Origin of the sequence: Pseudoalteromonas sp. DY56-GL79, assembly GCF_041414765.1 — a bacterium.
Taxonomy (GTDB): Bacteria; Pseudomonadota; Gammaproteobacteria; order Enterobacterales; family Alteromonadaceae; genus Pseudoalteromonas; species Pseudoalteromonas piscicida.
Genome location: NZ_JANHZS010000009.1, coordinates 92,483 through 106,348, shown reverse-complemented (window position 1 = coordinate 106,348; position 13,866 = coordinate 92,483). Strand labels below are relative to the sequence as shown.

At 43.5% G+C, this 13,866-nt stretch carries 12 protein-coding genes; 6 read left to right on the top strand and 6 right to left on the bottom strand.

Annotated elements, in window-relative coordinates; translation table 11 throughout:
- The first annotated feature begins 11 nt into the window (after positions 1–11).
- The 3 genes from NO992_RS08285 to NO992_RS08275 all read left to right on the top strand — a co-directional run bounded on the left by NO992_RS08285 (position 12) and on the right by NO992_RS08275 (position 4,516).
- Entirely contained in the window at positions 12–1,976 is a 1,965-nt protein-coding gene (locus NO992_RS08285; RefSeq protein WP_371376024.1) for a pre-peptidase C-terminal domain-containing protein, read from the top strand.
- A gap of 256 nt (positions 1,977–2,232) precedes the next feature.
- Entirely contained in the window at positions 2,233–3,960 is a 1,728-nt protein-coding gene (locus tag NO992_RS08280; RefSeq protein ID WP_371376021.1) for a hypothetical protein, read from the top strand.
- 88 nt (positions 3,961–4,048) lie between these two features.
- Positions 4,049–4,516: a DUF4920 domain-containing protein gene (locus NO992_RS08275; protein WP_010375863.1), complete on the top strand. Its 468-nt coding sequence runs from the start codon at positions 4,049–4,051 to the stop codon at positions 4,514–4,516.
- Between the two features lie 3 nt (positions 4,517–4,519).
- On the opposite strand, the gene NO992_RS08270 is transcribed toward NO992_RS08275, so the two are convergent.
- From NO992_RS08270 to NO992_RS08250, 5 genes are all read right to left on the bottom strand, one after another.
- Positions 4,520–5,008 carry a hypothetical protein gene (locus tag NO992_RS08270; RefSeq protein WP_017216263.1) on the bottom strand — a complete coding sequence of 163 codons (489 nt, stop codon included), beginning with the start codon at positions 5,006–5,008 and terminating at the stop codon, positions 4,520–4,522.
- A 116-nt stretch (positions 5,009–5,124) separates the two neighbouring features.
- Positions 5,125–5,802, bottom strand: coding sequence for a hypothetical protein (locus NO992_RS08265; RefSeq protein ID WP_371376018.1), 678 nt, complete (start codon positions 5,800–5,802; stop codon positions 5,125–5,127).
- A gap of 113 nt (positions 5,803–5,915) precedes the next feature.
- A complete protein-coding gene (gene phaC, locus NO992_RS08260; RefSeq protein ID WP_371376015.1) occupies positions 5,916–7,682 on the bottom strand; it encodes a class I poly(R)-hydroxyalkanoic acid synthase in 1,767 nt (588 codons plus the stop codon).
- Between the two features lie 62 nt (positions 7,683–7,744).
- Complete coding sequence (locus tag NO992_RS08255; protein ID WP_371376013.1) at positions 7,745–8,092, bottom strand: phasin family protein; 348 nt, start codon at positions 8,090–8,092, stop codon at positions 7,745–7,747.
- A gap of 101 nt (positions 8,093–8,193) precedes the next feature.
- Positions 8,194–8,943: an SDR family oxidoreductase gene (locus NO992_RS08250; RefSeq protein ID WP_045964280.1), complete on the bottom strand. Its 750-nt coding sequence runs from the start codon at positions 8,941–8,943 to the stop codon at positions 8,194–8,196.
- A gap of 213 nt (positions 8,944–9,156) precedes the next feature.
- Here NO992_RS08250 and NO992_RS08245 point away from each other — a divergent pair, with 213 nt between their 5' ends.
- Complete coding sequence (locus NO992_RS08245; protein ID WP_371376008.1) at positions 9,157–9,699, top strand: hypothetical protein; 543 nt, start codon at positions 9,157–9,159, stop codon at positions 9,697–9,699.
- A 115-nt stretch (positions 9,700–9,814) separates the two neighbouring features.
- The gene (locus tag NO992_RS08240) at positions 9,815–10,660 is read left to right on the top strand and encodes a hypothetical protein (protein ID WP_371376005.1); all 846 of its coding nucleotides are present in this window, start codon (positions 9,815–9,817) and stop codon (positions 10,658–10,660) included.
- 25 nt (positions 10,661–10,685) lie between these two features.
- Here the strand turns inward: NO992_RS08240 and NO992_RS08235 are convergent, their stop codons facing one another.
- Complete coding sequence (locus tag NO992_RS08235; protein ID WP_371376002.1) at positions 10,686–12,203, bottom strand: winged helix-turn-helix domain-containing protein; 1,518 nt, start codon at positions 12,201–12,203, stop codon at positions 10,686–10,688.
- Positions 12,204–12,341: 138 nt separating this feature from the next.
- On the opposite strand from NO992_RS08235, the gene NO992_RS08230 reads away from it, so the two are divergent.
- Positions 12,342–13,769: a serine hydrolase gene (locus tag NO992_RS08230; protein ID WP_371375998.1), complete on the top strand. Its 1,428-nt coding sequence runs from the start codon at positions 12,342–12,344 to the stop codon at positions 13,767–13,769.
- The last annotated feature ends 97 nt before the right edge of the window (positions 13,770–13,866 follow it).

Genomic DNA, 13,866 nt, shown 5'->3' with positions numbered 1-13,866 from the left:
GAACCAAGGAAATGAAATATACTCAAATGGCAACTTTTGTGGTTGCAGCAGGTCTATCTTGCAGCAGTTTTGCTGCGAGTGACTACCACCGTCTTGTGTGGGACACCAGTCCAAGCACTTCAGCAACAATAGGGTTTACACCTACATCAGGCACTAATCATATTGTAAAATATGGCAGCACAACGGATGAGCAGAGTTGGCAAAGTGCTGCGGTCAGCGCTACGCATACCTTTGACGGTGGCCTCTCAAGTTCATTTGTGAAATTAACCGGCTTAACCCCTGATAGTGCGGTTTATTATCGTGTTTGTGATTCACAAGGTTGCGGTCAGCGTTTGTGGTTCAGAACTGCGCCGCAAACGGCATCAGGGGTCACTGCTGTAGCTGGTGGTGATACGCGCACAGGTTGGACAACGCGTCGTAAAGGCAATGAGTTGATCGCTAAAATTCGACCGCTATTTATTATGCATGGTGGCGATTACACCAATGCAAACTCCGTTTCTGAAATGCGTGAGTACTTAAAAGATTGGCAATTAACCTTTTCGGATGATTTGATAGATGGCCTTGCATACAAGCGAATTTATCCATTTGTAGCAACACATGGCAATCACGAAGACGATAACTACAAAACGCTATGCGAAGTATTTGGTGTAGATTATGACCAAGATGGTGCGTGTACAGCAAAAGATACCTATGGTGCTTTTAACGTGGCGGGGCTTTTAAGGGTTTATACCTTAAACAGCCAATTTAAAAATAGTGGCTGGTCGAGCTATGCTACGGCGATGAACAATTGGCTGAAAAGCGACTTACAGTCTCAGGGCAACAGCGCAACGTGGCGTATCGCTCAGTATCACAAGCCGATGTATCCTCACTATTCTGGTAAGTCAGACAACACCATGTTACACACTTGGTGGGCACAAGACTTCTATAATAATGCGATGAACTTAGTGGTAGAGTCCGATACTCATATCAATAAACTGACTTACGCACTAACGCCTACCAGCAATGGCTTTACTGCAACGACCCAAGGCGGCACCGTTTATGTGGGTGAGGGAAGCTGGGGGGCACCGGCTAGAAGCGCCAATGATCCAAAAAGCTGGACTATCGACCTTGCGAGTATTCAACAGTTTAAAGTGTTGAGTGTGACAAACGATAAGCTCATTGTTCGAACTGCTGAGTTTTCAAGTAATGCAACCGCGTTATCTAAAGCGCAGCGAGATGCCGATCCGCTCGCGTTACCTATGAATATGACATGGTGGTATGCCGCAGAAATTGGTGATGAACTGAATCTGATCAAAGCAAGCAATAATCTATCTGTGATAGAAACTCCCATTGTTGAGCCGCCAGCTGCAATTGAACTTATCAGTGGTCAAACACAAGCGAATGTCACTGGTGCTAAGTCTTCTCAGACACTTTATTACATTGATGTGCCAGCAGGAGCGACGCAGCTAAAAGTTGAAACGGCGGGCGGCAGTGGGGATGTAGATATGTATGTGCGCTTTAATGCGGAGCCAACGAAACAAAACTACGATTGTCGACCCTATAAATCAGGTAATAATGAAGTCTGTGCGATTACTCCAGTACAAACAGGTCGTTACTATGTCATGCTTAATGGCTATGAGAGTTATTCAGGCGTTGCGCTAACGGCTACGGTTTATACTGACACTCCTCCAGATCAAGGCAATAGCCAGCAATGGTTGGATCAATCCGCCAGTAAAGGTCAGTGGCAGTATTATACTTTTGACGTGGCACAGGGCACACAGAGCCTGCAAGTAAAGGCATCGGGTGGTAATGGAGATGCTGATTTATATCTGCGCTTTGGTCAACAACCAAATAGTAGTACCTACGAATGTCGGCCTTATGAAAATGGCAATAATGAAACATGCACGATCACCAATCCAAATGCGGGAACTTGGCATATTGGGCTCTATGGTTACGCTGCTTTTTCAGGATTGACTCTACAAGCAGAAAGTCAATAACCCTGTAAATGAGAGCTTGGTGGTTATTGGTGTAACGATCAAGCTCATTTTAAAACTGACCGAATTTTGAGAGTAACTTGACCGTTCACAATTAATGGAATTGAGACAATAATCGAGGTACAATACCGCTGCATTTTTGGGCATGCAATTGTCTTTATGCAACGACCTCTGACGCGCGCAATCGTTGCGGTTCGTAGGGAAGAATAAATTTACCACGTGTTTGGCTATGTACCGTGGTGATAACAAGGAATCAATTATGAATACAAAACTTCTCGTTGGCTTAGGTGCGGTGGCTATTGCCGTTGGTGCTTATGTAACCACTCAATCATCTTCTTCAAGCATCGCGATGGAACAACTGGAATATGTTCCGGCTGATACCGCTGTATTTTGGGGGCAATTAACGCCTTTTGAGCAGCAAAAATATTTATCTTTTATGCCTGAATCGCTTAGAAAAGTACAAAACCTTGAAGAAGTAACTGGGTTGCTTAGAAAAGAAAATGACAAACATCTGAATTTTCTGGCGACGCTATTAGAGCAGTACAATCTAGCAATGACATCCCCTGAGCAAATGAAAGCTATCTTAGGTATGGGTGAGACAGTTAGAAGTGTATTCTACACCGTTGGATTGTTACCGACACTGCGTTATGAGCTTGCAGATCCCGAAGCTTTTCAGCGCACAATAAAAATGGCTGCAAAAGATGCCGAAATCACATACCAAGAAGATACGCTTGATGGCGTCGCATTAACGCGTTATCAGCTTGAGTTCGCGCCAGAAGCTAAAATTGAGCTTATCACATCCGTGCAGGGTCAATGGGTAACGACGACATTTAACACGCCAATTAACACCGAAGCAGATTTAAAAGTCGCTTTGGGTATTGCCAAACCAACCCAGTCACTGGCGCAATCTGGCAAACTTGAGCAATACAATACGCAGTTCAGTTTTGATGGTTCGTCAATTGCGTTTCTGAACCATGTGGCCATCGTCGATGGCATTACTGCAAATAAGCAGTCCGATTTGACTCGTATGTTAGATAACCTATTGCAGCTAGGTGGTGGTACTGAGAAATTAGCAGCGGTACGTGCTCCTGAGTGTCAGGCGGACTATAGTGAAATCGCCAACCTGTGGCCAGCAACGGTATTGGGTACCAAGAATATTCAATTTACTAATTCTGCAATCGACTTTGAAGTTGATACTGTGGTGGTGGGTAAAGATGCTGAACTGATGAAAGCGCTTGGGTCGATCCGTGGTTTTATTCCTGCGCACGTCACCAACGGCGAAGAGAAAGTACTCGGGTTTGGCTATGGTGTTGACGTTGCAAAAGTTGCACCGCTTGTAAACACCCTTTGGGGCCGCTTTACTAAAGCTGAATTCAAGTGCTCTGAACTCGTTGCACTACAGCAGCAGGCGAAACAAAACAGTCCAATGGCTATTGCGATGATGACAGGCATGGCGAACTCGGTTAAAGGCGTGAGTGCATCCATTTTTGATCTTGTTATGGAGCCAAACGACCAAGGCATGCCGGAACCTAAAACGTTTGATGCTCTAGTCACATTGTCGGCCGAAGATCCTTTAGTACTTGTTAATACGGTGAAAGGGCTTGCACCTATGCTGGGTCAAATTCAAATCCCAGAAGACGGCACACCGGTTTCAATTAACCAGTACATTCCATCTCCACAGCCTTTAGACGTGGATATTAAACTAGCGGTTAAAGGCGATCACTTGGTATTGTTTACGGGTGAAAAGGCGACGGTTATTGCTGATAAAATGGCAAACCAAGCGCTAGAAACCAATGGCATGACGCATTTCAGCATGGATATGCAAGCGTTTTTAGCACCAATGTTAGAAGCGGCAAAAGCGACTGGTCAACCAATGCCGGAAGGTATTGATGCGCTTTTACAGCAAAATATGGTGTTTGAGTTTAGTATGGATGTTGCAGATCACGGCCTTGTATTTGGCACTGATATGAAGCTGAAAAAACTATAACGAGCAAAAGCTAAAATGATGTTAAAAATGCCGACGTTAAGTCGGCATTTTTGTTTATACTGGCTGTAATTTTTGAGAAGGAGGTTTTATGAAATTACAAAATAGGTTGCTGCTGATGTTGGCATTGCTTAGCACTATATCTTATGCAAGTGATACCCAGTTTGGCGGTGGTGCAGACATGAGTAAGCTCGTTGCGGGCAAAGACGTATTGAAAAATACTGAGCAGTTTGTGGGGAGTCAGATCACGCTGTCGGGTGAAGTGGTCAAGGTGTGTAAAAAACGCGGTTGTTGGATGACACTGAAAGTAGATAACGGCGAGGAAATAAATGTAAAGGTACGGGATGGCGATATGGTTTTTCCAATGTCCGCCATTGGAAAGCAAGCCTATGCGACTGGAATACTTGAGCAGTTCGAGTTAGACATTGAGAAAACGAAGCGTTATTTGGCTCATAGAGCACATGAAAACGGTGAAGTGTTTGATGCAAGCAAAGTCACTGAGGGAATGAATCTAGTTAGGCTCAAACCGGACTCAGTAACGATTTTAGAAGCGCAATAAAAGCTATTTCACAAGTACGGCGTACTCGAAGTTTGTGCGCTGTGAATTTGGGCTGATCACTACTTGGTAAGTGTCAGCGCCAAGCATCACATAATTCACCTTACCCACCTTGAGCGGTTTTGGTGTGCTATCTAAATCCATTATCCAGACACCAGTTTCTGTATCCGGAGCCAAGTTTATTAAGGTTCTTCCTGCGTTATTTGGAATATATAAAGCGGCATTGCTACTTTTACCCCAAATCGCTTTGAGTTTGTGGTTTTCCGACACCAATGTGTAATCCGCAGGACCGGAAGGGCGCATATCGGTCTGACGTTTGATTTCACATTGTTCACATTGAATTGAGGGAGCTGACAGGTGCGTTTGCAGCTGCCCATCAAAAATGATGCCTTCTGAGGCGATTCTCCACAAAGATTGACCTTCGCCCAGCTGGTGGCATCCCGACATTAGTAAGGCTGAAAATAGCAGGCTGTAATGTTTGTTGAAAATAGGCACCGGATCACCAAAAGAAAACTAGTTAAACCGGTACAAATAGTAGCTAATCTTTGGCGCCAATATAAGGCCTTAACGTTAACGAATGTAAAAGGCCGCATCCTAGAAATACTTTGTGTTTAACTACTACAGCCGCTACCGCAACTTGAACCACTACTACAACTTGAGTTTGAAGAGCTTGAGGAAGTGCTGCTGTCGCCACTGTCCATTGACGTACACCCGATGTGCCCGGCATAGGTTGTGCTGCTGGAGTCGCCTTTGGCAATGGGCTCTCGAAAATCAGTTGCCGAGTAGTAATAGCCATTTGGGATGTTAAGTAAGGCATCCAGTGCGAATAATATAGGTAAAGTAGCCGGTCTGCGCGGAGATATTCCTTCGATGCTACAGCAGGCTCTCCATGTTTTACGCAAACTGAGTTGAGCTTTGTTTTTCCCTTTCATTGCCTCAGATGGACAATGGTGTAAGAAACGGTCAAAGGCCTGGTAGCAAAAGGAATGATACTCTTGTGTATGTAAAATAAATTCATGCCACAGCGCATCGACAACCAGAGAGGGCATAGCCAAGGATTGATCTTCGAGCAATAAGTTCGCTTGAAAAAACTGCTTAAGGCCTAGCTCAACCTGTGTCAGTTGCTCATTGGTAAGCTCAGGGTAATGGTGGCTGAGTTTGGGCCTTAAATGTGTGAGATTGTAATCTTGAATAAAACTACGTCTACGTGCCGTCGTTTTTACTTTTTGATATTGTAATACGCCAACAAAGGCTACGAACGCCGCAACAAGTATAAGAAATCCAATCATGTTATTTCCCTATATTTTTGCGTCCTAGACTGACCGAATGTATAGAATGTGTCAATAACGGGAAATATTAGAAGCAAGATTTCTTGCCTCTAATTGATTTGATTGTAAGTTTCTTAAATACTCTGTTTGACGTATTCTCCGGGGGCATCGTAAATCCCCGGTTGTTCATCACTTTGTGCGGCACGGGCTGTGACTTGCTCTGGGTTTATTTGATGTAACCACTGTGCCCAATGGGACCACCATGACCCGCTTTCATGCTTTGCCGAGGCCAGCCACTCAGCGGGGTTTTCTTGGTCTTGTCCATCAAACCAATAACCATATTTGTTTGCATTTGGCGGGTTGACCACACCAGCAATATGACCAGACTCACCAAGCACAAAGGTGACCGGGCTGCTGAGTCTTTTGGCTCCTTCAAAAGTGCCTTGCCACAGTGCAATATGATCGTCACGGGTAGAGAGAAAGTAGACTGGCTGCTTTACTTTACTGAGGTCAATTTTAGTGCCACGAATACTGACAGATTTGTCTTCAATAAGCTGATTATTGAGATATAAGTCTCGTAAAATAAAGTTGTGGCAGGCCGCTGTTAGGTTCGTGCTATCACTATTCCAGTAGAGTAAATCTAAGTCGGCGGGCGCTTTGCCTTTGAGGTAGTTATTGACGAAGTAATTCCAATACAAGCTGTTTTCTCTCAGCATACTAAAAGAAGTACCGAGCAAGTGCCCAGACATCACGCCATTTTGATTATTATACTGCTCTAGCGCATTAATGGTGGGCTCATTGATAAATGCGCCAAGTTCTCCAGGCTGCGAGAAATCTAAAATCGTAGTTAGCAAGGTTGCACTTTTTACTCTTTGTTTGATGCGCTTAGCAGCAATATAGGCCATACACGTAGTGAGTAGAGTACCGCCGATACAATAACCCACAGTATGGATTTGGGTTTCGCCTGTTTGCTTTTCAGTTTGCTCTAAAGCACATAACACACCGTCGACGACATAGTCTTCAAACGCAATATTTGCCATGCTTGGATCTGGGTTTTTCCATGACATCATTAATACGATATAGCCTTGTTCAAGTGCCCATTTAACCATCGAGTTATCAGCTCTCAAGTCCAAAATATAGTACTTATTAACAAATGGCGGCACGATAAGCAGGGGAGTCTTGTGTACTTGCTCCGTTGTCGGATGATATTGGATCAATTCAAACAAGTGGTTTTGGAATACCACTCTTCCCGGTGTACAAGCTAGGTCTTCTCCAAGTGTATACGCATTTTCATTGGTCATGCTGACTCGGAGCATTTCAGTGCTTTTGGCTAAATCTTTTTTTAAGCGCGCCAGTCCATCGAATAGGTTCTGCCCGTTACTTTCTAGCGTCAGCTTGAGTAATTCTGGGTTGGTTGAAACAAAGTTGCTCGGCGATACTGAATTAACGGACTGTCTTGCAAAAAACGCTAATCGCTCTTTAAGTTTTGGGTCGAGACCTGGGGTATTTTCAATGGTGTTTTGTAGTGATTGTCCAAACCAAAGATAGCTTTGTTTAAGGTAGTTAAACCAAGGATTGTCCTGCCAATCTGGGTCTATAAAGCGTTTGTCTCCACGCTCAGGGCTAATAATGTCTTCTTTCTCATCAATCGTTTGTGGCATAAAACTGTTTTGAAAAATTGCAAACTGAGTTTGCCACCACGCATTTTGCTGTTTAATAAAGGTTTCTGGTTGCTGATTGAGTGCACTGAGCCAACTTTGTAAGTCGGCTTGGTTTTGCTCATTTAATGCATTTTGTAATGGATTCTCTTTACCAAAATTTGTCGCTGCGAGCTGCCACAATTCTTGGTTATATTGCCACCACGCAGTTAACCCTTGCTCAATATTTTCTTGAGTGCCCATACAGGTAGATCCTTTGTGTTGTTTGAACGGGTAAGGCGACCTAAGCCGCCCAAAATTGCAGGTTATTGCGCTTTCGCTGTTTTTAGCGTTTCTTTACCAAGAGATTCTAAGCTGTCTTTAAATTCTTGACCTAACTGAGAAAGCTTTTGACCATCTTGGATCATCTGTTGGCTTAGTGCGTTTAACGCGTTCAACTGACTTGCGTTAAAATCCATCATAGATTTTGCATCTTTGATTTCAGTCGCTTGCTTTAGCTGCTCAATGGATGTTTTAGTGATCTGTTCAGCCGAGTGCAGCTGAATTTTAGATAGTGCTTCGATGTTTTTTGCCACGATTTGGTTAAACTGTACCGCTGGTGCAAAGAATCGCTCAGTTTGTTCGTTGAATGTTTTGAATAAATCGCTGTACATGGTCTTTTCCTTGTTATCGATTAAGTTAACACAATGGATGATAGTGAATAGTTGGCACCACCGAACATCAGGTACAGCTCGCTCCCTCAGTGGTACTTAGGTTATTGCATATATAGGCCGCCATTGAGCGACAGGGTTTCGCCAGTAATGTAACCGGCTTCTTTTGATGCTAAGTAAGCAACTGCAGCTGCAACTTCGTCAGGCGTGGCTAAACGCTGCATCGGTACTTGTGCTTTTATGCTATTTAATACGTCTTCACGCATGGCGCTCACCATAGGCGTTTCTGTGTAGCCTGGCGCTACTGCATTGACGGTGACACCGCTTCTCGCACCTTCATAGGCTAGCGCTTTAGTAAAGCCAATCATGCCCGCTTTTGCAGCGGAATAATTTGCCTGCCCAAATTGACCTTTTAGGCCATTAACGCTAGAGATATTAACGATACGACCTTGCTTATTTGCGCACATTGCCGCAAAGACCGGGTTGGTCATATTAAAGAGGGAATTTAAATTGGTGTTGATCACCTCGCTCCATTGCGCGTGGGTCATTTTTTTAAACGCTGAGTCGCGTGTGATCCCGGCGTTGTTTACGAGTAAATCGATATTACCAAATTCTTGTAGGACCTGAGTCATCGCTGTGTGGCACTGCTCAGCATTAGTCACATCCAAGAATAGAGGTTTTACTGCCGCTGGATTGATTTGTAGCGTGTTAAGCCAGAGATCAAAGTCGGCCTCATTACGCCTTTCGCTTGCTATCGCGACAACAAAAAAATCTTTCTCAATGAGTGTTTTCGTAATAGCAGAACCAATCCCACCAAAGGCACCAGTTACCACCGCAATTTGCTTGTTTTCCATAACGCTCCCGCGAAAAAAGAGGCTATACCAACATACTTCCTAGCCGAGTTAGCTTATTGAGTATTTTTGCTGGTATTTATGACAAATTAGTCGCGAGTTGATGTCAATTTGAAGACAGCGGAAACGAAATTAGGAACGCACAACGTAAATTTAATTAAGTTTTATCCAGTTTTTCCGATATATAGCAAACAGTGTCTATCCCAAGGAGAGAAAATGGATATTCAAATACATCAAAGTGGCTTATCACCGTTAAAGCAACAGACTGAATTGAAATCACAAGGCTCAGCTCAAGTAGCTTCCAACAAAGTAAAGACGAATTCACAAAGCGATGTGGAAGAGAAGCAAGAGGTGCCCGCGATGCTCTCCAAAGAGCTTGATGATGAAGCAGCTGGTTATAAGGAAGATAACCCTGTATTTAAAGAAGATTATGAAAACTTAGAAAAGGCAATGGACCTTATTCAAGCGCAAATTCGTAAACTCCAAGAAAGAATTAATAAGCTGATGCAATCCCAAGAGCAGCGCTTTTTAAAAGTCGAACAGCACCCAGACGCGACTAATGATGAGCAGCAAGCTTTAATCGAACATGTAGGCAGTAAAAAGTACCGTGACCAAACAAAAGTGGATGAAGTGGAAGTACTTGAGGAACAACTCTCTGAATTTAAACAACAAGAAGCGGAGCTTCGCATCCAGATGTTAAAGATGATTTTGGCGGAGCGCGAGCGATTAGAAGAGCTTAAACGCAAAGGAAAACGGTAGAAATCAGATAAAGGTCATTAATAAATCATCAGAAATTCAAGAGAATTTTGCTGAAATTGTTACCTTACCCACTCTCAAAAAAATAATCTCTAACCGAAGAAAGTGAGTAATAAAAATGAAAATAAACATTGGTCTAGCGCTGTTGATGATATCAATATCTGCTAAGAGTTTCGCGCAGCTTAGATCCGGTCCTTATCTTGGCCAAACACCTCCTGGGGACACACCTCAAGTATTTGCGCTTGGCACGGTGTCAACAGAGCACAGAGATCACAATGCGTTTTTCTCCCCGGACATGAAAACCTTTTATTTTACGCGAAAGGATCTGAACGTGAACCGTTGGAGTTTAATTGCATACGAGCAGCGAGGTGAACAGTGGCATGATACGGTTGTTGGTCCAAGAGTTGGCAGGCCATTATTAGCTCCAGATGGCGTGACCATGCATATGGGTAAATATGTTATGACACGTCGAGAGGGGAGCTGGTCTGAAGCCAAAAGTCTAGGCCCTATGTTTGATAAAGAAAGTTGGGGGATCATGCGGTTAAGTGCATCTGCGAGTGGTACGTATGTGTTTGACGATTATAAAAGTGGCGATGTTATTAGGATCTCTGAGGTGAAAAACGGTCAGCGCCAACGACCGGTTAAATTAGGTCCTGAAATTAATACTGGCCTTTATAATGCCCATCCATTTATCGCGCCCGATGATTCTTACATTATATGGGACGGGGTTCGAGATTCAGGGTTTGGTAACTCGGATCTTTATATTAGCTTCCGCTTGAAAGACGGTAGTTGGGGCGAAGCGATTAATTTGGGAGACAAAGTGAATACCAGTGCGCGGGAGGCGTCAGCGAGTGTCACGCCCGATGGTAAATATTTGTTCTTTAACCGTACCACACCTTCACGAGATGCTGATATTTTTTGGGTTGATGCTCAGGTAATCGAAACGCTAAGACCTGCTAATTAACTTATTGGTATACAGCGCACAGTGACTACTTTGGTGTGCGCTTTATTCTTTTCTTTAAGTTAGTCAGAGTAAGCTGCTCAACAATGCTATCTAAAAAATGAGCTTGATCTGCCGTGATATTGAAGGGTAATGCTTTAAACCTAAACTCGTCACTAAATCCCAGTTGAATAGCCTGTTTGAAATAGTCCTGAGCCTTGTCATTTTGCTGATGGTAAAGGCTGATGAGACCGAGGCTAAAGACTAATTCAGGGTCTTGGTTGCCGGCCTTTATCTGGTTGGCAATATCATTGGTGTATTTACTTATTGATTGATGCTTAGCAGTGAGGAGTGACAAGTATAATTGACTGAATAATGCGTATTTACCGTGCTTTTCAACAGTCAGCGCTAAAACATCGGTCGCTTTATCATGATGATTGTTACTTAGATAAGAAAGGGCTGTGAACCAGTTTAATGTCTGGGAATTTGGTGCGGCTTTGGCTAATAAGTTAAGTTGTTGGATGGCTTGTTCGTGCCGCGCTTGTTGCTGCAAAAACTGGATGTGTTCTAGTTGTATCCAAGGAGAGCCCTTTACTTCAGGGCTGGCATTGACAAGTACCTTGCTAAACCAGTTGGCCATATACATTTTGCGCAGGCAGTGGAGGTAGCTAGCAACTACCTTGGGTTCGGTGGGAGAAGCCTCATAAGCTTGGCGTGCTAGCGGGTATGCATCAATGGTATTGCCTTGCAAGAGATAGGTCTCGGCTAGGTGTGACTTTAACAAAGGCCAATTAGGTGTATTTGCTATGGTGTCATTTAGAAGTTTTTGTGCTTGATGGTAATGCCCTTGAAGCGTCTGTGCTTGAGCCAAAAGCAGATTTGCCGATGGACTATCAGGTGTTAAGTCCAGCGCTTTTTCTGTATTGATCCTGCTTTTCGTCAGCGCGTCTGCAACCTGATTATATAAGTTGTAGTCGCTCAATAATGCCCGACTCAAGCCCTTATAACTCTCATCTACATTTTGTGATGTTGTGGTGCTTTGCTGATACAGCGCTATCGCCCGCAAATTATCTTCTAAAGTTTGTTGGGTAAAGTGTTGCTGGGCGATGCTCAATGCTGTATCCGAACTTGTTGAAGAAAATGGTGAGGTAAAAGGGGAGTGATATATACAGATTGCAGACACCAGAATTAAGCCGATACTTCCGCCGGCTAGAGTGGTAAATCGTTTTACTACTGGCGCTTGCGCTTCATGATTTATCATATTAACGGTTGCGCTAAAGCGGTATCCGAAGCTGCGTTCAGACACGATATATTCTGGTTTATTGGCATCATCTTCAAGGAGCTTTCGTAGCCTTGCTATTTGTTTTTTAATCGCATCATGAGTCACGACTCGACCAAGCCAAACTTGTTGTTCTAATTGCTGGTGGCTCACAAGGTGAGGTGCATGCTCAATCAGGTTCAGCAACAATCTGTGCGCGAGCGGTGTCAGTACATGAGACACATCGCGATGACTGATGGTGCGAGAAGATACATCAAAGTCCCATTTTTGATTCAACTGATACTGCAAGTCATCAATCCTGTATTTTTTATTTTATTGATTTAAAAGCTTTTAATTGTTCCGTCACGCAATGTCACCAAAGCACACTGGCAAGCCAACATTAGATACGTAGAGTAAGACTCGTCATAACAATAAACAAGGATTTACATGAAAGCATTACCCCATTTACTGTTATTTTTATGCTTGTTTTCTATGCCTGCTCAGGCGACGACTCAACTGCACAAACAACTAGATGACTATATCGCGCAGTATCACCAAATTAAAGAGTTTGATGGTGCCGCTTTGGTTGCTCGAGGATCTGAGGTGTTACTGCAACAAGGTTATGGGTTTGCCAACGTAGAGTGGCAAATAGCAAATCAGCCCAATACTAAATTTAAGCTAGCATCAGTGACCAAACAGTTTACCGCGCTTTTGGTATTACAACAGGTTGAGAAAGGAAAGATTGAGCTTGATGCTAATATTTCCAGTTATTTACCTAAATACCGAAAGGATACGGGAAACCAAATTACCATAAGGCAATTACTTAATCACACGTCAGGCCTACCTGATGTGTTTAAACACCCTGAATTTCGCCAAGTGCAAAGTCACAACCCTTATAACCGCGATGAGTTTATCGACCATTTCTGCTCAGGAGACTTGTTGTTTGAGCCGGGCTCTGCGTTTCGTTACAGCAATGCCGGTTACACTATACTTGGGCGTATCCTTGAGCTTGTGAGCGGAAAAAGTTACTGGCAACTACTTGAAAAGCAAATATTAGTACCGTTAGATATGAAAGAAACTGGATTTGCCGATGATGAGCAGGTAATTAAAGGCTTAGCCAGTGGTTACGATACCACGTTAAAGGGGTTCAAACATGCCGATTTTATTGACATGACTGTGCCTTTTTCCGCGGGTGCAATGTATTCAACGGTGCTAGATATATATAAGTGGGACCGTGCATTATACACAGCTAAACTATTAACGCCTGAGACCAAGACATTGTTATTTACCCCCTCTAAACATAGAAATTACGGGTTTGGCTGGGAAATCACCAACAAAGAAGATGCCAGTCAAACTAAAACGCTGATTCACCATGCCGGTGGAATCCCAGGGTTTGGGGCTAAGATTGCAAGAGTATTGGAGGACAAAACGGTTATTATTTTGCTGGATAATACAGGTGGTGCGCCATTGACACAGATGGTTGATGGCATACTTGAAATCCTTGCAGGTAGGGCTGTAGCAGCGCCTAAGTTAAGTCCATATCGGCTGCTTTTTGCAACGATTCTATCTGACGGCGTTGAAGTTGCGATTAAAAACTATCAACAACAGGTTCGCGAAGGGAAGGGGCTGAGTGAGCGCCAGCTAAATCGCTTTGGGTATCAATTATTGGATGTCGGTTATTACGACGCCGCGATTGAATTTTTCAAATTGAATGTTGCGGCACACCCAAAAAGCGTGAATACCTATGACAGTCTTGCTGAGGCGTATCTAATTAAAGGAGATAAAACCAATGCACGTGTTACTTACCAGCAGCTATTGCAATTAGATAATAACCATGAGGTGGCTAAGAGATTTGTAGAATCAACCTTGAAGTGAGCACAGCAATCAACTTTTGCTATGTCTGTTACCGAGCATAGTTTTCTGATGATAGAGTGCCTCAATTATATAGCGCCTAGCCGTTACCTAAGCGCTA